Below are 22,096 nucleotides of genomic sequence, written 5' to 3'. Positions count from 1 at the left end.
GAAACTCATGTGGCACAGTTTTTTACTATTACCTGTGAGGAACTACGACCGCGTTTGACTAATTGCGAATAAAAAAAATTAGCTCACAGCTGAATAACTTTCCTTTGTCACACCAGACAGATAGCTCGTGAAAGCCAGCATTTTTTCTTCTTCAAATGGTCTGGCCATTACCTGAATTCCAACTGGCAACCCACTTTCATCACTTCCGTTTGGAATAGAAATAGCGGGATATCCGATTACGTTGGCATGAACAGTGAAAATATCCGCCAGATACACCTGTATCGGATCTTCAGATTTCTCACCGATTTTGAAAGCCGTTGTCGGCGTTACGGGAGAAATAAAGAAGTCAAACTGCTCAAAAAAACGTTGTGTTTCTTCCTGTACCAATCTTCTAACGCGTTGTGCCTTGGTATAGTATGCGTCATAGTAATTTGCACTCAAAACAAAAGTTCCGAGCAAAATCCTTTTTCTCACTTCATCTCCGAAACCTTCCGTTCTGGAAAGCTTATACATAGATTCCAGATCACGTGAATCTTCTGAGCGGTGACCATACCTCACACCATCAAATCTGGAAAGATTAGAACTGGCCTCAGCTGTAGTCAGAATATAGTAAGTAGGAAGCAAATATTGAAGCAGAGACATTTCTACCGGTTGCACATCGTGTCCCTCTCTCTTCAATTTATCCAGTAACTCCTGTGTATTTCTGCGAATTGAAGGAGCTATGGATTCACTTTCGAGTGACTCTTTAATGTAACCGATTCGTGCCTTCCCATTCCAGGAAAGTGCACTGCTGTAGGATGGAACAGATTTCTGCGAAACTGTACTATCGAACTGATCAGCACCTGCTATAACTTCCAGCAAAAGTGCTGCATCCTCGACACTCTTCGTGATGGGCCCCACGCAGTCAAAAGAGGATGCATAGGCAACCAAGCCCCAGCGTGAAACACGACCATAAGAAGGTTTAAGCCCTACCACGCCGCAAAAGGCCGCAGGCTGACGAACAGAACCACCAGTATCACTGCCCAAAGATGCATGACATAAACCCGCCTGCACTGCAACCGCAGAGCCTCCGGAAGATCCACCCGGCACGCGGCTATTATCTGCAGCATTTAACACAGGACCTAATGATGAATTTTCATTGGATGAACCCATTGCAAACTCATCACAATTCTGGCGCCCAATGATGATAGCATCTTCATCCAGCAAACGTTGTACTGCAGTAGCTGTGTAAGGAGCTTTATAAGATTTCAGGATCTGACTCGCAGACTGAAGTTCGTGGCCTTTGTGGGACAAAACATCTTTGATACCAACAACCAGCCCTGCAAGACGACCAGCATTGCCGGTTGACAATTTCTGATCAATAAGTTTGGCCGACTCTCTTGCTTCTTCTGAATATACATCGACAAACGCATTCAGATGAGACTGAGACGAAATCCTCTCCAAATAATGATCCACCAATTGCAAGCAAGTCACAACTCCTTCACGCAGATCACCCTGAATTTCCGCCAGCGTCTGATACTCTTTCAATGTATTTATTTTTGTGGGGTTATCAATAAAGAATCAGAGCCAATAAGTTTACACTTAGCGGCTCTGCCAGTACTATAAGAATAAAACAGAAGATTACTTAGGATCTTCCATGCTTTTTTCAATGTTCTCTTTAACGTCTTTCGTAGCGTTCTTGAACTCGTTGATGCCCTGGCCCAATCCACGCATAAGCTCAGGAATCTTCTTAGCGCCAAAGAATAATAATACGAACAACGCAACTAAAAATATTTCCTGTCCACCCAATCCCAGCATAGTCAACACAGTTAATGATTCCATATCTATTTTCTATTTATATGATTACAAAAATACTTATTCTTTTTTTAAGACCTAAATCTTAAGGGGAGATTATCCTATTTTAATTATTTTTTCATGTTTCTCCCATTCACTGAATTTACTGATGTCCGATGCAATGGTTCTGAACAACCAGAATACCAAAGCCACGTCGTCGGCAATACCCACTACCGGTAAAAAATCTGGGATAATATCTATAGGTGATACGAAGTAAATCAACACTGCTATCACAGATACAAGACTTTTCCATGGCAATCCTTTGTAGCTGCCGTTAGCTGTGGCTCTGATCATACGTATCAAGAGCTGAACATTTTTACTAAATTCAGCCATACCATCTTTAAAACCCACAACCTGCAGTTTCTGCACCACATCCGTTGCCAAACCCATCATTCTCGATGAGTTCCTTGCGTATTTTCCAGCTTTACCCTGCGCATTTTTAAAGAATACCGACTTCAGAATTTTTGTTAACAATGACTCATTATTCATTTTCAAGAAGAAAAAGTGGTTAGTTTCGGCAATATAACTATCTAAATACGGAAAAAATTGCATGTTGGATTATCCCCTATTACTTTTCCGATGAAAAATAAAATTCTTTGGGGTATAACAGAAATGTATCCTATTTTTAGGAGATTGTTACAACCATTGACTTCTTAACCATAAACAGATTATTTATGAAGATTACCGTCGTAGGAGCCGGAGCCGTAGGTGCCACAACTGCTGATAATATCATTCGTCGCGAATTGGCGGAAGAAGTTGTACTACTTGATATCAAGGAAGGTGTGAGTGAAGGCAAATCTCTGGACATGTACCAGACTGCCGCTCTGCTGGGTTTCAATACAAAACCAATTGGTTCTACCAATGATTATGAAAAAACAAAAGGCTCTGATGTAGTTGTAATTACATCAGGACTTCCCCGTAAGCCTGGCATGACCCGCGAGGAACTTATCGGAATCAATGCCGGTATAGTGAAAGGTGTAACGGAAAATATATTAAAGTACTCTCCAAAAGCAATCATTATTGTAGTATCCAATCCAATGGATACCATGACCTACCTGGCACTGAAAGAATCGGGAATACCTAAAAAACGCCTTATAGGAATGGGAGGTGCTCTGGATAGTGCCCGTTTCAAAACCTATCTGGCTATGGCCATGGATGTGTCTCCACTGGATATTCACGGAATGGTAATTGGCGGTCATGGCGATACAACGATGATACCTCTGACTCGCCTGGCGACGTACAATGGTATCCCGGTAAGTCGTTTCCTTTCAACAGAAAAACTTGAAAAGGTGGCTGCCGACACGATGGTAGGTGGAGCAACGCTCACAAAACTAATCGGAACTTCTGCCTGGTATGCACCGGGAGCAGCTACATTATTACTGGTTGAGAGCATTGTGCGTAACCAAAAAAGGATCGTTCCGTGCAGTGTATATCTCAATGGGGAATATGGCCAGAAAGATATTTGTATGGGTGTGCCTGTCGTACTGGGAAGCAACGGTTGGGAAAAAATTATCAATCTCAGACTAAGTGATCAGGAAAAAGCCGCCTTTGAAAAATCAGCAGAAGCGGTAAGATCAATGAATGCTGCTTTGAATTTGTAAAAGAGAGAAATACCCCCGGCAATATATTATAGTGTTGCCGGGGGTTTCATTTTTAAATCGAAATCTGATACTGCAGTATCCAGGCACCTTTTCTTCCATCCTTCGCAAGTTCATTGGGAACAGTGCTTGCTTTATAAATGGGTCTGTTTTCGTAATTGAGTGTCAACTTGCCATTCTGACCTTTAATGAGCCAGTTTACTCCTACATTGTACAGGTTCATCACATCTGTTAATCTGTCGTAATCCGCACTTTGCAGAGATGCAAACGGCATCAGCGTCCCCTGGCTTCCCAATAAGCCATCCTTAAATTTATACCCGGCCTGTGCATAGATTACACTTCCTGTACCAAACATAGGATAGGCATTTCCATGCGTACCGCTCACTCCTGCAATAGGTTGAGTTGTTCCCGTAGCGGGATTCATACTGTTATTGTAACGTAAATAACCTTTTCCATAATCGGTTGAAAAGTAACCCAGATAACCCGAAACAGCAGTTCCCTTGGCTTTATTCAAAGGCATATCCGCATAAGCTGCAACCGACCAGAGATTCATACTGGAATACAATGTATCTGCTCCTTCTCTTCTCCATGTAGCGTTTTTCTGGGTAATAAATCCGGCTTCCAGATTAAGTACTTTCCGTTTCCCAAGGTAAGTACCTGTCATGTATCCGGGAGTGGTGTTATCTTCTGTATCAAAGAAGTTGTATATCAAAAGTCCGTCTATTTGCTTTTTATGCTTCTTTTGGGCGAAAACAGAATTTACACCCAAAGCAGCAGGCACACCGCCACTGGTTTCGACAGGGAAAGGATCTGCAAGACCCAATCTATAATTAAATTTACCGATCTGACCACGGCTGTAAACAGCGAGTTTTCTGGAAAATATGTCAGTCTGATCTACAGTAGCCTGCGCAAATACAGGGACATCCATGGTCATGATCGTCCCTATACTGGGTTGAGAAAAACGGGAAAGACCATTTACAATAGTCAACCCACCACCAAAGCGGACAAAAGAAGTTCCTTTTCGGTATACCTCATATTCACCCAAAGCATCGTGAAAAAATGCTGCGACTTTCCTGTTACTGGCGTTTCCGGCTTTGTTATAAGCAGGAAATGCACTGATTTTATTAAAGTTGTTCATCCCAAACTGGGTGTAGAAAAAGATCCTGTCGGTAATTTGTCCGAACAACTGCATGCGTGTTCTTCTGAGCCCTATATCAAAAGTCTGATTCTCAGGATTACTGAGTACAGTAGTTCCGGGGTTGTTGTCATTCAGTCTTAGCCAGGTTTGATTTGTGAAAGTGACCTTCACATAATGTGAACCGGAATTATTAAGATTGTAACGGATATCGTTTTTTGTGTTGTCATCGGACGCTCTGGTCTGCGCCAAAACTGTGGAAGAGGTAAGTACCAGTAATGCAATTACTTTAAGCATAATCTAACTAAATTAAAAAATTCAAACGGATGGAGAGCAAATTGTTGCTTTGATAACCAATGAAACAAAATTAAATATCGGTAAGATGAACTCCTTGGATTGCGGCTATCAAAAATCACAACATACCTGTCACTTCCAAACGAAGCCCGGATATGGGCTGACCTTACTGCTTTTATTCACATTTTTTTCAATTGTACGCGCCCAGGAAACACCACCGTTGGTAAATTTCCTTCCATCTGCCTACAAAGCACATCAGCAAAACTGGGATATTGATCAGGGTAAAAATAATATCATGTATGTGGCAAATTCAGACGGTCTCTTACAATACGATGGAGCTTCGTGGAAATTGTTTCCTCTCCCCGACCGACAGATTGTACGTACCACACTTTGCGACGAAGTGGAAGAACACATTGCTACAGGCAAAACAGGATTAGCTTCTACCCAAAAAAAGACGCGAATTTACGTAGGTGGTTATTCTGAATTTGGGTATTGGCAAGAGGATCATACCGGTTCACTTATTTACCATTCCCTGAGTAAGGCTGCAAAATTTGCCAGCCTGAAAACCGAAGAGATCTGGCATATTCTGAAAACACCAAAATATATCTACTTCCAATCCTTTTCCAAAATCTACCGTTACGATGGCAAAGCGCTGAACGAAATTAAGTCTCCGGGCAATTTTATGTTCATGCGATACGTAAATCAAAGACTGCTGGTACAGGTTATCGGAAAGGGTTTATATGAATTGAAAGAAAACCGGTGGGCACCGGTACCTGGCACCGAATCGCTGGCAGGAGCAGTAGTATCATCCATTCTGCCATTTAGTGGCAACAAGATATTAATCACTACAACCAAGCATGGCCTCTATACATACGAAAATCAGGTTATGCAACCATGGACTATTCCTCTTTCTGCTGACCTGAAAAAAAACATTGTCAACAAAGCCATTCTTATAGGTCAGGACAGCAGCTATGCACTGGGTACAATCCAAAAGGGAATTTATATCATCTCCAAAACCGGTGAGTTGAAATACCATTTCAGCAAAGAAAACGGGCTTCAAAATAATACGATTCTTGCGCTCACAACCGACAACAGAAATCATCTCTGGGCGGCTATGGATCAGGGTATTGACCTCATCAGCATATCGTCTCCTGTGATTTCCTTTCAAACCAACGATAACCCCCTGGGTTCAACCTATGCGGCAGCAATTTGGAATGGAAATCTTTATGTTGGATCGAATAATGGTGTGTTTGTAAAGAAATGGCGGTCTGCCGAACCTTTCCATTCCATCCCCGGGCTGGGCGGACAGACATGGTTCCTGCGGGTCATAGACAATCAGTTGATATGCGGACACAACGACGCTACCTACCGCATAGAAACAAACGGAATACATAAAATTTCAAATGTGACTGGTGGCTGGACCCTTATACCCGTAAAATCCGGTCAGGATACCCTGCTACTTCAAGGTTCTTACGCTGGTCTTTATGTCTATAAAAAAGATAAAAAGAGAATCTGGACCTATGCACATCAGGTAAAAGGCATACCTCCATTGCCAATCCGCCATATTGTTCAGGATCGAGACGGTTCCTTTTGGCTCGCTAATGCTTACAAGGGACTGTATCATGCAAAGCTCAATAATACACTTGACTCAGCGATCAGCTGGAAAGAATTTCAGTCTCCGTCAGAAATACCCAGTGAATTTTCAGTTGAACTTCACAAAAAGGATGGACTTGTACAGATAAGATCCGGAGGTAAATATTTTCAACCTGACAGAAATGCGAAATTGTTGCCACTAAAAACCCATGAAAGTAATCCGGATGAACCCTTCAAAGTCCGGGAAGGGATAGACGGGGAATGGTTTAAAGTTTTTCCGAATCGGGTCGAGTATTATACTAAAAGCGGAGGTAAGCAAGACCTTGAATTGACATTGGTTAGAAACAGTGAGACCATTATTCCTCTCTCCTATTCCACTTATTTTTTCTGTCTTGAAAATGGTTACGCCATACTCGACCGACTAATTCCTACCAGCCAGACTACCGAAACATCCATCCCGGCGGTAAGAAGAGTCTCTAATCTTCGAAATCCGGAAGAGGTATTCGGTATCAATAACAACATTATTCTTCCATCAGAAGTCCGGTCTATCAGAATTGCCTATGCGTTACCCGTGTTTGGTCAGAATCTTCAATTCAAGTACCGCTTGAAAGGGTTGTCGGAGCAATGGTCAGAATGGACCGACCTGACCAGCGTGGATTTCACCAACCTGGAATCCGGCAGCTATGTTTTTGAAGTCCGCAGCAATCTCAACGACACAATCGGTCAGTATGAGTTTACCGTCGCTCCCTACTGGAGAGAAACACTATTTGCCAAAATACTCTTCTGGACTACCCTGGTAATTATTCTGATTGCACTACTACTCTATCAGGAGCGCAGGTTGGAAAAGCACCGCCAGAAACTATTACTTGAACAGGAAGAGAAATTACGTCAGCAAAGATTGAGCAGCGAACGGAAAATCATGGAAATCCAGAATGAAAATTTGCAGAGTGAGATAAAAAACAAAAGTCAGCAAATCAGTAACGTGGCTATAAACGTGGTTCGTAAAAATGAGATACTGGAAGAAATACGCGATGAACTGAAGCAGGTTAAACTGGATATGGGCGTGCAATTCCCGAACATTCACTATCAGAAACTACTCAATAGTATTGAAAGAAATGTTGCCGGCAAGGAAGACTGGCAACTATTTGAAGACAATTTTGAAGAAATACACGAACAGTTTTTCAAAAGACTACGTACTATTTGCCCGGCTATATCACCGTCGGAGCTCCGGCTTGCGGCTTGTCTGCGCATGAATTTATCTACCAAAGAAATGGCTCCTGCACTTGGGATTTCGATTCGCGGAGTTGAAATAAAGCGCTACAGGTTACGTAAAAAGCTTGGATTGGACCTTGATTCCAACCTTTCTCAATACATGATGGATATTTGATCCTATTGCACTTTTCTTATTAAAAAACACCTATAATACAACTTATCCTTGCATTATTCTTATTGATGTAGTGATGATGTAGTGTTTTTTTTGACCGTCTGATCTCAGGTGAACTACATTTGGAGGCAATTCAATTAATTCTTTTAATAATTATATCACCAGAATTATCAACAATGAGAACTATTGTACAACTACTATGCGTGCTTGTTTTCTTGTCCTTAGGAGTTCCAACCTATGCGCAGGAAATTGGCATCACGGGTAAAGTGACGGCTGCGGACGGTTCCGCACTACCCGGAGCAAGCGTATTAATAAAAGGCACAACAAACGGTGTTCCTACTGATGCAGACGGAGGATTTAGAATTAACGTACCTTCCCAATCAACCATTCTTGTGTTTTCAATGATTGGGATGACTGCGCAGGAAATAACAGTAGGCACGCGAACTAATATTGATGTGATCCTTCAAGAGGACGCACGGGCGTTGAATGAGGTGGTTGTTGTAGGATATGGCACACAGCGTAAATTGGATGTAACTGGCTCTGTGGTTCAGATTAAGGGCGAAGAAATATCGAAACAGCCTTCAATGAATGCTGTCAGTGGTTTGCAAGGTAAAGTTGCCGGTGTGCAAATCAACAACTCAGGAAAGCCTGGCGATGCGCCTCAAATTAGGATTCGTGGTGTAGGTACAGCCTACGGAAGCAGGAATCCGCTGTATGTTGTAGATGGTGTTTGGTTTGACGATATCAGCTTTCTGAATTCATCGGATATTGAAAACATGAACATCCTCAAAGATGCATCGAGTCAGTCAATTTATGGTGTGAGAGCAGCAAATGGTGTAGTTTTAATTACCACCAAAAAAGGGAAGTCTGGTAAAGCTGTGGTTGACTACAATGGGTTTGTGGGCGTGCAAAAAGTGACCAACAAACTAAAGATGGCAAATGCTGAAGAATATGCTACGATGGTAAACGAGTTAAGCGCCATCAATGGAAAAGGTCAGGTACTTAATCCTGCCGGGCTTGGTGAGGGAACCGACTGGTACAATCAGATTCTAAGAGATGCCTTTATTACCAACCATCAGATATCTGTTAGTGGTGGAGGAGAAAAATCGACATACAACCTATCGCTTGGATATTTGAAACAAGATGGTATTGTTGACAGAAACGGTTTTAAACGTTACACTGCAAGATTCCAGAACGACTTTCAGGTAAATAAAAACTTAAAAGTTGGTTATACAGCAACTGGTGCGTTTAGCAAATCCGCTGACGAAGCAGGAGGTATTTTCAGACAACTGTACGCTGCTTCTCCTGCACTTTCGGTGTACAATGCTGATGGAACTTATGGCGATCCTGCAAAGCTTAACCTGGGAGACGGAGCTAATTTTAATCCACAAGTTACAGTTGATGTTTTCAACCAAAATACTAAAAAGACCCTGCTTACAGCAAACGCATACGCAGAACTTAGCTTCCTGAAAGATTTCACATTCAGATCCAGCCTTGGCGGTCGTTACGGGCAAGATGAAACAAGGGCTTATGTTCCCGTATATGAAGCAACTTTGGCACAGCGTAATACCAATAGCCTTCTAACTTTTACACGTCCTCAGGCCAGATACTGGATCTTTGAAAATACAGTTAGTTACACTAAGAGTTTTGGCAAACATAATGTAACCGCGCTTCTTGGGCAGTCAGCGCAGCGTGATCAGTCTTATAAGCTGACAGCCTCTGCCCGCGATGTGCCTTTTACAAGCGAAGGAGATTTGTATCTTGATCTTGGAAATGCTACGGGCAGAAGCATCAAAGATGAAGGCGATCTTGCAACTTACTCATCGTACTTCGGTCGTGTAAATTACTCTTTCTCTGACAGGTATCTTTTCAATGCTTCATTAAGAGCTGACGGGTCGTCAAAATTTTACGAAGGTGGTAATGCATGGGGATATTTTCCTTCTGTTGGTGCCGGCTGGGTTATCAGTAACGAGGCTTTCATGAGCAATCAGCGTGTGTTCGACAACCTTAAAGTGCGTGCAAGTTGGGGTAAAATTGGTAATGCATCTGTTCCTTCCAATCTTTCGACACTCACTGTAGCTTCAGGAGGTGGACTTGCAGCGATTTTCGGAGGACAAGTTAACACAGGTGCCAGCATCAATTCTATCATTCCTCCGGTAACAGTTTGGGAACGTGGTGTAGGTACTGATATTGGTTTAGAGGCCGGATTACTTAAAAACAGACTTACCGTAGAACTGGATTACTATAACAAGAAAACGGAGAGAGCTATTTTCGACCTTCCTGTACTAGCCTCGATAGGTACAGCATCTGGTAGAATTATTGGTAACCAGGCTGATTTCCAAAACAGAGGTTTTGAAGGAGCTTTGACGTGGCGAGATGAGATTGGCAAAGATCTTAGCTTCAGTATTGGTGTGAATGCTGCTGTAAACAATAATAAAGTTCTGGCTGTATCTACAGGTGCTAACCCTATCTACGATGGTGGTGTAGGTCTTACAGGTGGAGCCCTGGCTACAAGAACCAGAGTAGGTGATCCTATTGGTTCGTTCTACGGATACATCGTAGATGGTATATTCCAAAACCAGGCTGAGATCAACGAATCTGCTCAAAAATCTGCTAAACCTGGCGATTTCAGATACCGTGATATCAGCGGTAGCAGTGGAACACCTGACGGAAACATTACAGGTCTTGACAGACAAATTATTGGCAATCCGAATCCAAAACTTACTTACGGTATCAACACAAGCTGGAACTACAAGTGGTTTGACTTAATGCTTGACTTTCAGGGTGTAGCTAAAGTTGACATCTACAATGCGAATCTGGGTTGGAGATATGGTAATGAAAACTTCACAAAAGATTACTTTGACAATCGCTGGCATGGCGAAGGAACGTCAAATACGTATCCGTCAGCTAATATCGGTGGAGGCACAAACTATCAGCCCAACTCTTTCTTTGTCCAAAGTGGCAGCTATTTCAGAGTTAGAAATGCACAGCTCGGATATACATTCCCGGCATCAGTAAATGAGCGTTTGAAAATCAGAAAGTTGAGGCTATACGCAAATGCTCAGAATGCATTGAACTTCTTTAAGTATAAAGGTTTGTCTCCGGAAGTACTTGCAAATGAGAACAAGCCGACACAAGCTGGAATCGACGCCAATGTCTATCCACTATCGGCTACTTACAATATCGGTATCAATGTTACCTTCTAAGACAAAAATCATCATGAAAAAAAATATAGAACTAAAGAAAGATTTAAGACAGCTTGCTCTATATGCAGGTCTGGCTGCTACTTTACTTATCCCCTCTGCTTGCCAGGAAAGTTTTCTGGATACTGATCCGCAGGGAAAACAAGCTGGTGAAGTATTCTGGCAAAATGAAGAAGACGCGACGAAGGCTGTTAATGCCATGTATGCAAATCTTCGTAGTTGGAATAATACTGCCTTTGCCCCAATTGCAGTGGAAAGCATGGGGTCTGATGAAGTTGAGAAAGGAAGTACAGCAGCTGATGCTACATTTTTCAATACTTACAGTGACTTTTCTGTGGGGTCTACGGATGGACAACTGGGAGGATTTTGGCAAGGTCAATATCAAAATATCAACTATGCCAACCAGGTATTGGATAATATTCCTTCCATTACAATGGATGCCGCGCTTAAAGAAAGATATCTGGCTGAAGCGAAATTTGTAAGAGCATATTCCTACTTCCGGTTGGTTCGGGCATTCGGGGATGTTCCTCTTAGACTGAAAGTGCCCGCAGGGACAGATGAATACAATCTACCAAGAACTGCAAAAGCGGAAGTATATGCAGCCATTGAAAAAGATCTTACAGAAGCAGCAGCAGTATTGCCAACCACTTATAACGCGGCCAACGTTGGACGTATTACGAAAGGAGCAGCTTTATCGCTGCACGCAAAAGTATCGATGTATCAACAAAAGTGGCAACAGGTGTATGACCTGACAAATCAGGTTACCGCACTGGGTATTTACTCCCTTTTTGCTGATTACGAACAGCTGTTCAGAGTTAAGAATGAGAATTCAACTGAATCGATTTTTGAAATTCAGAATGAACTTGTTCTCGAAAATAAAGATGCATCTAACTCTCAATATTCTGAAGTCCAAGGTGTAAGAGGTATCAATGGTGGAGGATGGGGATTCAACGTTCCTACAGAAGCTCTTTCCAAAAGTTATGAAACAGGCGATCCAAGGAGAGATGCTACGATTATATATCGTGGTGAGACTACACCGGATGGCGACGTGATTCCTGTACAAGGCGATAACCCTATGTATAACCAGAAATCTTACGTTCCCTTTAAACTTTTTGTTTCAGGATTCGCATCTGGTGCCCAGCAAAATGTGCGGGTAATACGTTATGCTGATGTATTACTGATGAATGCTGAGGCTGCCAACGAATTAGGCAAGACTCCTGAAGCACTGGCATCTCTGGAAAAAGTACGTGCTCGCGCAAGAGGTAATAGCACAACTATTCTTCCAAAAGTTACAGCCACTGCAAAAGCTGCCCTCCAAGAAGCTATCTGGCATGAACGACATGTTGAGCTCGCAATGGAATTTGACCGTTACTTTGATGTAATACGTCAGGGGCGTGGAACTACGGTATTCGGACCGAGAGGATGGAAGGCTAATAAAAATGAAGTTTGGCCTGTCCCACAAAGTGAGATTGATCTGAGTGGCGGTACACTGGCGCAAAACCCAGGCTACTAATTCGTAGTTATTTGTTTATACAAGTGCCGCAGCGGCTTCATATTGGGTTCCAATATAGACAAAGTCATGCTGCGGCATTTTAGTTTTGATGTTTTAAAGTTGAACAAAAATCAAACAATCGTGAAGTACAACTTTGTAACACTCCTATTACTGATTACAACCGGATTGGGCTGTAAAACCAATGAAGTGAAACCGCCGGAGCTGATCAAACCGCCCATCTCTGCTATTGACTCCACCGATAAATTCCCTGTTATTCCTGACGAAGAACTCTTAACCTTAGTTCAAAAACAAACATTCCGCTACTTCTGGGATTTTGGCCATCCTGTAAGCGGAATGGCTCGGGAACGAAATACCTCTGGTGATGTCGTGACATCTGGTGGAAGTGGTTTCGGCATTATGACTATTCCTGTGGCCATTGAAAGAAAATTTATAACCCGGACGCAGGGACTGGAAAGAATGCAAAAGATCGTTGCATTCCTGAATGAAAAAGCACAAACATTTCACGGTGCATTTCCACACTGGCTCAATGGAGCGACCGGCGCAGTGGTGCCTTTCAGTACAAAAGACAACGGTGCCGATCTTGTTGAAACCTCACTTCTTGTACAGGGATTACTTACAGCCCGACAATATTTCAATGGAAATGGTAATGAGGAAACTGCGTTACGCAACGATATTAACAAAATCTGGCATGCGGTAGAGTGGGACTGGTTTACAAAAAACAATGAAGAGGTGCTTTACTGGCACTGGAGCCCCAGCTATGGTTGGGATATGAATTTACCTATCAGAGGATGGAACGAATGTCTGATCACGTATGCTTTGGCTGCGAGTTCTCCCACCCATCCAATAGGCAAATCAGTGTATGAAAAAGGCTGGACGAGAAATGGAAGTTTTGTCAATAGCCGGGAATACTATGGTATAAAACTGCCCTTGGGAGCAGATTACGGAGGTCCACTCTTCTTATCACACTATTCTTTTCTTGGAATAAACCCTATAGAACTAACTGATAGTTTTACAAACTATTTTACACAAAATCGAAACCACTCCCTGATTAATTATAACTATTGCAAAACCAATCCTGCAAAACACGCAGGATACAGCGATTCTTGCTGGGGACTTACAGCAAGTGATATCCCAGACGGATACAATGCCAACTCTCCAACCAGCGACAAAGGTGTGATATCGCCTACAGCAGCATTGTCATCATTGCCCTATACGCCGGAAGAGTCAATGAGAGCGCTTCGTTTTTTCTATTACAAATTGGGAGATAAGCTATGGGGGGAATACGGTTTTCGCGACGCATTTTCGATAGACGAGCGCTGGTTCGCAGATTCTTACCTGGCTATAGACCAGGGACCCATCATCATCATGATAGAAAACCATAGAAGTGCCTTACCCTGGAATCTTTTTATGAGTTGTCCGGAAGTGAAAACAGGCTTGAAGAAAATCGGATTTTAAAGTCCGTCCATATAATTAGCACCATTACATAATGGTAAAACCTATGAATAAAATTGACAATCATCCACAAGTACGACTTATGAAGAATTCCTTATATCTGATCTTATGCATCGTCCTGTCGGTTTGTTCTCCGACATGGGCACAAAAGAAAAAAACTAACCTGGCTAAATCGACCGCATTTAATCCTGCTAACAGGCCCAAGAACTTATCTGATACCGCCCTTCTTGAACTCGTTCAGAAGCAGACTTTCCGGTATTTTTGGGATTTTGGACATCCTGTTAGCGGTTTGGCGCGGGAAAGGAGCAACAAAGCATTTGATTATGGCGACGAAGTGATTACTACGGGTGGTTCTGGCTTTGGAATTATGGCAATGATTGTTGCGGCAGAAAGAAAATGGTATCCCCGTGATTCCATAGCAAACCGGCTCGCAAAAATCACGAAATTTTTAACCAAAGCAGATAACTATCACGGTGTATTTCCTCATTGGTTGAATGGGGAAACCGGCAAAACTATTCCCTTCGGGAGAAAAGACGATGGTGGTGATTTAGTAGAAACTACTTTTCTGATGCAGGGACTACTGTGCGCAAGACAGTATTTTGATCAGGATACGGAAGCTGAAAGAGCGATCAGGGGGCGCGTTGAACAAATCTGGAATGAAATGGAGTTTGATTGGTATACAAGAGGAAACCCGAATCAGCTCTACTGGCACTGGAGTCCGAACCAAGGCTGGGCAATGAACTTTGAGCTCAGAGGCTACAATGAAACGCTGATTACCTATATCCTGGCAGCTGCCTCACCACGTTATCCAATCACAACGCAGGTTTACAACAAATGCTGGGCACAAAGCGAACATTTCTATAACGGAAAACAATTTTACGGAGTGAAATTACCGTTAGGTTTTGATTATGGCGGACCACTCTTTTTTACACATTATTCTTTTCTAGGACTTGATCCTCGTAATCTCAAGGATCGCTACGCCGACTATTGGGAACAGAATGTTAATCACACTTTGATCAACTACAAACATTGCGTTGCCAATCCCGGCAAGTTTAAAGGTTACGGAGAAAATTCATGGGGACTTACAGCAAGCGACACCTACAATGGTTACAATGCTCACTCTCCTACCAATGATTTCGGGACGATTACACCTACAGCAGCTTTGTCGTCTTTCCCATACACTCCTGAACAATCCATGAAAGCACTTCGTCATTTTTATGATGATATGGGAGATAAACTATGGAGTGAATATGGCTTTATTGATGCCTTTAACGAATCACAAAACTGGTATGCTAATTCGCACCTGGCGATTGATCAGGGGCCGATTATTGTGATGATTGAAAATTATCGTACTGGCTTGCTGTGGAAGCTTTTTATGAAGGACAAGGATGTTCAGAATGGGCTAAAAAAGCTTGGATTCCAAAGTCCGGCTATAAAGTAGCGACGCGATTTTAGCAACTATTTTACCAAAATTAACGTAAAGGCCGGCAGCATGTCGGCCTTTACGTTTTATAAAATAAATTGTACCTTGATGCTGTCTAATTTCTGATTAAACTGTCTATTAAACATAACTGTTATGAAAATGCATCTCAAAATCTGCATCTTACTCATTACGTTTTTTGCAGGTATGTCAGGATATGCGCAGGTATGGCAAGCAATCGAACCTGACAATTTACCTGACAAACGGCATGAAAATGCTATGGCGACAGTCAATGGCAAAATATATCTTCTGGGTGGAAGAGGTATTAAACCTGTTAACGAATATGATACCAAAAAAGATACCTGGACTGCGCTGAATGCCTCACCTATTGAAATGAGTCATTTTCAGGCGGTGACTTACAAAAACGAAATTTATGTCCTGGGAGCACTTACAGGAAGTTATCCTCATGAAGCCCCAATACCCGATATCTACATTTTCAATCCGGTTAAAAATGAATGGAGAAAAGGTGATCCTATTCCCAAAGAAAGATTGCGGGGAGCAGCCGGCGCATTTGTGCTGAACAACAAAATTTATCTCGTTTGCGGCATTCAGGATGGACATTGGGACGGGCAGGTAGCCTGGTTTGATGAGTATGATCCGGATACAGGAAAATGGAAAATATTGCCTGATGCCCCTCGTGCGAGAGATCATGTGCAAGTGGCCGTTGCCGACAATCATTTACTCATAGCAGGCGGACGCCTTTCCAGCGCCAAAACCAATCAGGTATTAAATACGACCATCAAAGAAACTGACTTGTACGATTTCACAACAGGCAAATGGACCACCCTTGATCCCGAAAATAACATTCCAACTATGCGGGCAGGACATACTGCAATAGCTCTTGGCAACAAAGTATTACTCATCGGTGGTGAAAGCGGAGCACAGGAAGCTGCTCATGCAGAAGTGGAGGCTTTCAATATGCAAACCAGGAAATGGGAACGTTTCCCATCGTTACATCAGGGCAGACACGGAACACAAGCTGTGATGCTGAATAAGAAAATCTATGTAGCTGCAGGCTCCGCCAATCGTGGTGGAGGTCCGGAGCTTAATGATATGGAAGTATTGGTGAAATAATACTTTTATAAATAGATATGAATCCAACTGAAATCAATTATACATGTTAAAAAAGTCTTTCGTTTTTTGTTTATCCCTCATCTCATTCGGTAGCCTGGCCCAGCGTTCGGAATTTACCCATGCTGATACACTACGAGGATCCATTACACCTGAAAGATCCTGGTGGGATCTTACTTACTATCATCTTGATGTAAAGCCCAATGCTGCTGACAGCACATTATCCGGCAATACGCAGATCAACTACAAAGTACTGAAACCGCACAATGTGCTGCAAGTCGACCTACAAGAGCCTCTGCAAATTGAAAAAGTGGAACAGGACGGTCAGTCACTGGACTTCAAAAGAGATGGCAATGCTTTTTTTATAACATTGAAAAAGGAACAAAAAACTGGTAGTAAGGAATCTGTACAAGTTTTTTATTCGGGAAAGCCCCGGCTTGCTAAACGGCCGCCCTGGGACGGTGGTGTACAATGGGTGCCAGATGGCAAAGGGAATACTATCATCTCAACTTCTTGTCAGGGATTGGGATCGAGTGTGTGGTGGCCATGTAAAGATCATATGTATGACGAACCTGACAGTATGCTGATCAGCGTAACGGTGCCTGCCAATCTGAAAAATATCTCCAACGGTGTACTCCGAAATGTGGTGGATAATGGAAATAATACCAAAACCTTCAACTGGTTTGTAGGCAACCCGATCAACAATTACGGTGTTAATATGAATGTTGCCAACTATGAAAGTTGGGATGAAATATTCAAAGGGGAAAAAGGTGATTTGAAGCTGAGCTACTATGTATTGCCTGAAAACCTGGAAAAGGCAAAAGTTCAGTTTAAGCAGGTACCCATGATGCTGAAAGCTTTTGAGCATTGGTTTGGCCCCTACCCATTTTATGAAGATGGTTATAAGCTGGTAGAAGTCCCATACCTGGGTATGGAACATCAGAGTTCTGTAACCTATGGCAATGGATATAAAAATGGCTACCTGGGGCGCGACTTGTCAGGAACGGGATGGGGATTAAAATGGGACTTTATTATCATTCACGAAAGCGGTCACGAGTGGTTCGCAAATAACATCACCTATAAGGATGTAGCAGATATGTGGGTGCATGAAAGCTTTACCAACTATTCGGAAAATCTTTTCACAGAATTTTACTTCGGTAAGGAAGCTGGTGCAGATTATGTAATTGGTACAAGAAAAGTGATTGCAAATGACAGCCCCATTGTTGGTCCTTATGGTGTGAATCAGGAAGGGTCTAAAGATATGTATTACAAAGGTGGAAATATGCTGCACACCATTCGCCAGGTTGTTAATAATGACGAGAAATGGCGGCAGATATTAAGAGGTTTAAACAAAACTTTTTATCACCAGACAGTGGATGGTTCACAGATCGAAGCATATGTAAGCAGTAATGCAGGTCGTGACATTTCAAAGATTTTTGATCAATACCTACGTGATACACGCATCCCCGTGTTAGAATATCAGATTAAAAACAATGCAGTACAATACCGCTGGAGCAATGTAGTAGAAGGGTTTGATATGCCGGTAAAAGTACAGGTCGGAAATGCAAAACCGCAATTCCTATATCCCTCCGGAGAATGGAAGAGTTTAAAAACAAAAGGAGAAACCAAACTGACAGTGGATCGCAACTTCTATATAGAATCCAAAGAAGTTAAATCATAAGTCCCAGCATTCCATAATTAACAAATCACCTTCCGAGGCAGAAATACGGACCATTCCGTCACTTTCTGCCTCATTGCTACTACCCGTACGGTAGCCCATAACAAGGGTTTCATCGTCTAGGTTATACTTGAGACCACTGGTTTTAATACCATTCACTTTTCCGACCGGAATCAGCGAAACGGGCGTACCAGCAACATACCATTTCTCGAATGTTCCCGTTAGAGGGAAAATTTTAGAGTAGTCATCCAGCATCACTAGTTTAATGTCATTCTTGTATTTGACCAGATTGGTAATATTTGTAATAGCATGATCAGCCCTGCGACCAGTTGCCCAAACAATATTAGCTGCCGGGAAGCCCCTTTCTATTAAAAAAATGATTGCCTTTTCCAAATCATGATGCTCCTGATCGGGTGTATTTACTATTTCCAAGGGCTCCTGAATAGCACGAATTGCATCAAAGTTGTGGTCAATATCAAAATCTCCCAGCCAGGCATCAATTTTAATACCCAGATCCAGAACTCTGTAAATGGCATGATCTAAAACTACAATATATGGACTCCACTCTAACAACTGCCCCAGTAATTCCGGGCTGCATGCTTCTCCGTTGGCAATAATTAACGCTGGCTCCTGTTTTTCTTTTACTATATGATGTGAAGACATTAAAGCTTATTTACTTTATTAAAAATTACTTCTCCAACTCCTTCGCTTTATTCCAGTAGGCATCCATCTCCTCCAAAGTCATATCAACCAGCACTTTACCATCCGCCTTTGACGCCTCTTCCATAAACTGAAATCTGCTGATGAACTTTTTATTCGTACGCTCTAATGCTGTCTCTGGATTGATATCAACAAATCTGCTGTAATTCACAAGTGAGAAAAGTAAATCGCCGAATTCTCCTTCCGCAGCATTCGCATCAATTGCGTCACCTGTTTCAATATCAAAATTTGCCTTAAACTCCTCCAGTTCTTCCTGTACTTTCTCCCACACCTGCTGTTTTTCATCCCAGTCAAAACCTGCTCCACGAGCCTTTTCCTGAATGCGCATCGATTTGATCAAAGCAGGAAGAGAGGCCGGAACTCCCGATAATACCGACTTATTGCCTTCTTTGAGTTTCAGTTTCTCCCAATTTTGCTTTACAGCTTCCTCAGTATCCGCCACGGCATCTCCATAAATATGTGGATGACGGGATATCAATTTATCGCAGATTCCGTGTAACACATCTTTTATATCAAACTGTATCTGCCCTTCTTTAGGTTCGGATGCTATTTTTGCATAAAAGACAATATGTAACAAAACATCACCAAGCTCCTTTTTAATCTCGGGCAGGTCATTGGATAGAATTGCATCCGACAGTTCGTATGTTTCCTCTATGGTGAGGTGTCTCAAACTTTCCAGCGTCTGTTTCCTATCCCATGGGCATTGCTCCCTGAGTTCATCCATTATGGTTAACAGCCTGTCAAATGCCATTAATTGTTGCTGTCTGCTTTCAGTCAGCTGCTCAAATTTCTTTTCCATAAGACAAATATAGCAATCACACAGCCGCCAATAGCTCTTTTAGACTTTGGGAAAACTTATCTTCCCTAGAAATAGACTCGAATAAATCAAGAAGGAATTTTGAAACTGGTCTGAATCAGGTTACTTGTACACTTCGCTACAACTTTATCTTCCCGATTAGTGATGACGCCTTCGACATGAATAATATTCTTGCCCGCCCGGACCACCTTACCGCCAGCAAGAAGTACATCGCCTAATCTGGCTGCATGCAGAAAATCGCAATTCAGATTGACTGATGTATATGCAAAATCGCGACCAAGAACATACACCATCATTCCCACTACGTCATCCATTATTGTAGCAGCAATCCCACCGTGCAATACTCCCATGGGATTAGTCATGTCCTGCCTTACAACGAATTCAACAAGTAGACTTCCTTCCTCCGCAGCAATAAGTTTCCCATTTAGCCAACGTCCGACAGGCGAGATACTTGTGTTAAGATGTTTTCCTGTCTCTCTTTTGAGAGCGTTTAATCGGGGATTTGGATCGGAAAAGTCTGAGTCCTGAGAATCAACCATAGTTAAGAAATATAATTAATCATTTACCTACAATAAGTAACACTAAAAAATAGTAATTATCATAGATATACCTATGTATTTGTGTCATTTATATGGATTTTATTACTACGTGTCAGGGGAATTGCTACCTTTGCGCGTGTTTTTGCCAGAGATAAACGTTTACGAAAATATGAATTTTACGCTGTCACAAGTTCCTTCCCGCACTGAGAAACCAAGAGAAAAGGGAGTAACCATGGTTATGGACAAGGGCTTAAGCATCAGGGAAACAGAAGACATGCTTTCCACTTCATCTTCATTTATTGATATTGTAAAGTTGGGTTGGGCTACCTCTTACGTTAGTCAGAACCTGGATGAGAAGCTTGCTGTATATAAGAATGCAAATATTCCGGTCTATTTCGGAGGAACTCTATTCGAAGCATTTGTAGTCAGAAATCAATTTGATGATTTCCGTCGCCTTCTGGACAAATACGACTTAAAATATGCTGAAGTATCAGATGGATCTATCGAAATGCCTCAGGATGTAAAATGTGAATATATACGCACATTGGCACAACAGGTTACTGTCCTGTCAGAAGTTGGTTCAAAAGATGAGAATAAGATCATCCCTCCGTATAAATGGATCCAACTGATTAAATCCGAACTACAAGCTGGCTCATGGAAAGTGATAGGTGAAGCCCGTGAATCAGGAAACGTAGGTCTTTTCAGAGCAAGCGGTGAGGTGAGGCAAGGTTTGGTGGAAGAAATTCTTACTGAAATTGCGTTCGAAGATATGCTTTGGGAAGCTCCGCAAAAATCGCAGCAGGTCTGGTTCGTAAAATTGCTGGGAGCGAATGTGAACCTTGGAAATATTGCGCCTGCAGAATTGATCCCACTGGAAACAATCCGACTTGGTTTGAGAGGAGATACTTTCAATAATTTCCTGAATACCAAAACCAAACAAAAGTGGAAAATTGACACCAAGTAAAATCACATGACACCAAACCGAAGCATGTAATTTTTTATCAAAATATCATCTAACCTTAGATCATGGAATTAATTAAGCAGTTTATTGACATTTTTCTTCATCTTGATAAACATCTTTTTGACATCGTTCAGGAGTATGGCACACTTACATATGTCATCCTTTTTCTGATTGTATTCACTGAGACGGGACTCGTGATTATGCCCCTTCTTCCGGGTGATTCGCTGCTATTTGCAGCAGGTGCCATTGCTGCCAACGAAACTGCAGGACTGAATGTTTGGTTAATCATCATCATTTTAATCATCGCCGCACTACTTGGAGATAACGTTAACTACTTTATGGGTAGTAAGTTCGGTGGCGAAATAAGGAAACGCGAACGGGTATTATTCTTAAAAAGGGAATATCTTGAAAAAACAGAAGCTTTTTACGAAAAACATGGTGGCAGTACTGTTATTATGGCTCGCTTCATCCCTATCGTTCGTACCGTAGCACCGTTCGTTGCCGGAGCAGGGAGTATGACTTATTCAAAATATATCACCTATTGCGTAATTGGTGCGTTACTTTGGGTTCCTTCATTAACCCTTTTGGGGTACTTCTTCGGAAATATGGAAATTGTTAAAAAGAACTTCGAACTTGTGATCTTCGGAATCATCGGTTTCTCAATCCTTCCAATGATTTTTGGATATCTGAAAAGCAAATTTGCTAAGCCAAGCGCGGCATAAGTTGAGGGCAATCACCTTTCGGCTCCTTCCGATATTGATAATCAATAATACAATGCCTCGTCTACAGAAATGGGACGAGGCATTGTATTTTTAACCTACCGAC

At 42.2% G+C, this 22,096-nt stretch carries 17 protein-coding genes; 10 read left to right on the top strand and 7 right to left on the bottom strand.

Annotated elements, in window-relative coordinates:
* Positions 1–78 precede the first annotated feature (78 nt).
* From gatA to DSL64_RS09220, 3 genes are all read right to left on the bottom strand, one after another.
* A complete protein-coding gene (gene gatA, locus DSL64_RS09230; protein ID WP_115830459.1) occupies positions 79–1,527 on the bottom strand; it encodes an Asp-tRNA(Asn)/Glu-tRNA(Gln) amidotransferase subunit GatA in 1,449 nt (482 codons plus the stop codon).
* Positions 1,528–1,620: 93 nt separating this feature from the next.
* Entirely contained in the window at positions 1,621–1,821 is a 201-nt protein-coding gene (locus tag DSL64_RS09225; RefSeq protein ID WP_115830458.1) for a Sec-independent protein translocase subunit TatA/TatB, read from the bottom strand.
* A 69-nt stretch (positions 1,822–1,890) separates the two neighbouring features.
* Positions 1,891–2,322: a YkvA family protein gene (locus DSL64_RS09220; protein WP_229217020.1), complete on the bottom strand. Its 432-nt coding sequence runs from the start codon at positions 2,320–2,322 to the stop codon at positions 1,891–1,893.
* A 185-nt stretch (positions 2,323–2,507) separates the two neighbouring features.
* Here DSL64_RS09220 and mdh point away from each other — a divergent pair, with 185 nt between their 5' ends.
* Positions 2,508–3,434: a malate dehydrogenase gene (gene mdh / locus DSL64_RS09215; RefSeq protein ID WP_115830457.1), complete on the top strand. Its 927-nt coding sequence runs from the start codon at positions 2,508–2,510 to the stop codon at positions 3,432–3,434.
* A 52-nt stretch (positions 3,435–3,486) separates the two neighbouring features.
* Here the strand turns inward: mdh and DSL64_RS09210 are convergent, their stop codons facing one another.
* Positions 3,487–4,863: a hypothetical protein gene (locus tag DSL64_RS09210; protein WP_115830456.1), complete on the bottom strand. Its 1,377-nt coding sequence runs from the start codon at positions 4,861–4,863 to the stop codon at positions 3,487–3,489.
* Between the two features lie 85 nt (positions 4,864–4,948).
* Between DSL64_RS09210 and DSL64_RS09205 the strand changes: the two genes are divergently transcribed.
* The 7 genes from DSL64_RS09205 to DSL64_RS09175 all read left to right on the top strand — a co-directional run bounded on the left by DSL64_RS09205 (position 4,949) and on the right by DSL64_RS09175 (position 18,237).
* Entirely contained in the window at positions 4,949–7,840 is a 2,892-nt protein-coding gene (locus DSL64_RS09205) for a triple tyrosine motif-containing protein (RefSeq protein WP_115830455.1), read from the top strand.
* A 173-nt stretch (positions 7,841–8,013) separates the two neighbouring features.
* Positions 8,014–11,043 carry a SusC/RagA family TonB-linked outer membrane protein gene (locus DSL64_RS09200; protein ID WP_115830454.1) on the top strand — a complete coding sequence of 1,010 codons (3,030 nt, stop codon included), beginning with the start codon at positions 8,014–8,016 and terminating at the stop codon, positions 11,041–11,043.
* A gap of 13 nt (positions 11,044–11,056) precedes the next feature.
* Positions 11,057–12,553, top strand: a complete 1,497-nt coding sequence (locus DSL64_RS09195) for a RagB/SusD family nutrient uptake outer membrane protein (RefSeq protein ID WP_115830589.1) — start codon at positions 11,057–11,059, stop codon at positions 12,551–12,553.
* Between the two features lie 120 nt (positions 12,554–12,673).
* Positions 12,674–14,008, top strand: coding sequence for a glucoamylase family protein (locus DSL64_RS09190; RefSeq protein WP_310587831.1), 1,335 nt, complete (start codon positions 12,674–12,676; stop codon positions 14,006–14,008).
* Positions 14,009–14,087: 79 nt separating this feature from the next.
* Positions 14,088–15,446 carry a glucoamylase family protein gene (locus tag DSL64_RS09185; protein WP_115830587.1) on the top strand — a complete coding sequence of 453 codons (1,359 nt, stop codon included), beginning with the start codon at positions 14,088–14,090 and terminating at the stop codon, positions 15,444–15,446.
* Positions 15,447–15,587: 141 nt separating this feature from the next.
* Positions 15,588–16,559, top strand: a complete 972-nt coding sequence (locus DSL64_RS09180) for a Kelch repeat-containing protein (protein WP_445438701.1) — start codon at positions 15,588–15,590, stop codon at positions 16,557–16,559.
* Between the two features lie 43 nt (positions 16,560–16,602).
* On the top strand, positions 16,603–18,237 hold the full coding sequence (locus DSL64_RS09175) for a M1 family metallopeptidase (protein ID WP_115830452.1): 1,635 nt from the start codon (positions 16,603–16,605) through the stop codon (positions 18,235–18,237).
* Here DSL64_RS09175 and DSL64_RS09170 read toward each other — a convergent pair.
* The 3 genes from DSL64_RS09170 to DSL64_RS09160 form a co-directional block, all read right to left on the bottom strand.
* On the bottom strand, positions 18,232–18,897 hold the full coding sequence (locus DSL64_RS09170) for a thiamine diphosphokinase (RefSeq protein WP_115830451.1): 666 nt from the start codon (positions 18,895–18,897) through the stop codon (positions 18,232–18,234). The two genes, DSL64_RS09175 and DSL64_RS09170, sit on opposite strands and share 6 nt — an antisense overlap.
* Before the next feature lie 25 nt (positions 18,898–18,922).
* Positions 18,923–19,753, bottom strand: a complete 831-nt coding sequence (mazG, locus tag DSL64_RS09165) for a nucleoside triphosphate pyrophosphohydrolase (protein WP_115830450.1) — start codon at positions 19,751–19,753, stop codon at positions 18,923–18,925.
* Between the two features lie 86 nt (positions 19,754–19,839).
* Positions 19,840–20,310 (bottom strand): PaaI family thioesterase, encoded by a 471-nt coding sequence (locus tag DSL64_RS09160; RefSeq protein ID WP_115830449.1) that lies wholly within the window; start codon positions 20,308–20,310, stop codon positions 19,840–19,842.
* Between the two features lie 169 nt (positions 20,311–20,479).
* Between DSL64_RS09160 and DSL64_RS09155 the strand changes: the two genes are divergently transcribed.
* Both DSL64_RS09155 and DSL64_RS09150 read left to right on the top strand, forming a co-directional pair.
* Positions 20,480–21,274, top strand: coding sequence for a phosphosulfolactate synthase (locus tag DSL64_RS09155; RefSeq protein WP_115830448.1), 795 nt, complete (start codon positions 20,480–20,482; stop codon positions 21,272–21,274).
* A gap of 62 nt (positions 21,275–21,336) precedes the next feature.
* Entirely contained in the window at positions 21,337–21,993 is a 657-nt protein-coding gene (locus tag DSL64_RS09150; protein WP_115830447.1) for a DedA family protein, read from the top strand.
* Positions 21,994–22,096: the final 103 nt, after the last annotated feature.

The organism is Dyadobacter luteus (assembly GCF_003383615.1).
GTDB lineage: Bacteria > Bacteroidota > Bacteroidia > Cytophagales > Spirosomataceae > Dyadobacter > Dyadobacter luteus.
The sequence above is the reverse complement of the archived record's forward strand: the minus strand, read 5'-3'. Positions and strand labels throughout refer to the sequence as shown.

Bases quoted from the DNA above. Each gene is read 5' to 3' on its own strand.
- DSL64_RS09155 (WP_115830448.1), top strand. From the start codon at position 20,480: ATGAATTTTACGCTGTCACAAGTTCCTTCCCGCACTGAGAAACCAAGA.
- mazG (WP_115830450.1), bottom strand. From the start codon at position 19,753: ATGGAAAAGAAATTTGAGCAGCTGACTGAAAGCAGACAGCAACAATTA.
- DSL64_RS09170 (WP_115830451.1), bottom strand. From the start codon at position 18,897: ATGTCTTCACATCATATAGTAAAAGAAAAACAGGAGCCAGCGTTAATT.
- DSL64_RS09200 (WP_115830454.1), top strand. From the start codon at position 8,014: ATGAGAACTATTGTACAACTACTATGCGTGCTTGTTTTCTTGTCCTTA.
- DSL64_RS09205 (WP_115830455.1), top strand. From the start codon at position 4,949: ATGAACTCCTTGGATTGCGGCTATCAAAAATCACAACATACCTGTCAC.
- DSL64_RS09210 (WP_115830456.1), bottom strand. From the start codon at position 4,863: ATGCTTAAAGTAATTGCATTACTGGTACTTACCTCTTCCACAGTTTTG.
- DSL64_RS09160 (WP_115830449.1), bottom strand. From the start codon at position 20,310: ATGGTTGATTCTCAGGACTCAGACTTTTCCGATCCAAATCCCCGATTA.
- DSL64_RS09175 (WP_115830452.1), top strand. From the start codon at position 16,603: ATGTTAAAAAAGTCTTTCGTTTTTTGTTTATCCCTCATCTCATTCGGT.
- mdh (WP_115830457.1), top strand. From the start codon at position 2,508: ATGAAGATTACCGTCGTAGGAGCCGGAGCCGTAGGTGCCACAACTGCT.
- DSL64_RS09195 (WP_115830589.1), top strand. From the start codon at position 11,057: ATGAAAAAAAATATAGAACTAAAGAAAGATTTAAGACAGCTTGCTCTA.
- DSL64_RS09185 (WP_115830587.1), top strand. From the start codon at position 14,088: ATGAAGAATTCCTTATATCTGATCTTATGCATCGTCCTGTCGGTTTGT.
- DSL64_RS09180 (WP_445438701.1), top strand. From the start codon at position 15,588: ATGCATCTCAAAATCTGCATCTTACTCATTACGTTTTTTGCAGGTATG.
- DSL64_RS09225 (WP_115830458.1), bottom strand. From the start codon at position 1,821: ATGGAATCATTAACTGTGTTGACTATGCTGGGATTGGGTGGACAGGAA.
- DSL64_RS09150 (WP_115830447.1), top strand. From the start codon at position 21,337: ATGGAATTAATTAAGCAGTTTATTGACATTTTTCTTCATCTTGATAAA.
- DSL64_RS09220 (WP_229217020.1), bottom strand. From the start codon at position 2,322: ATGAATAATGAGTCATTGTTAACAAAAATTCTGAAGTCGGTATTCTTT.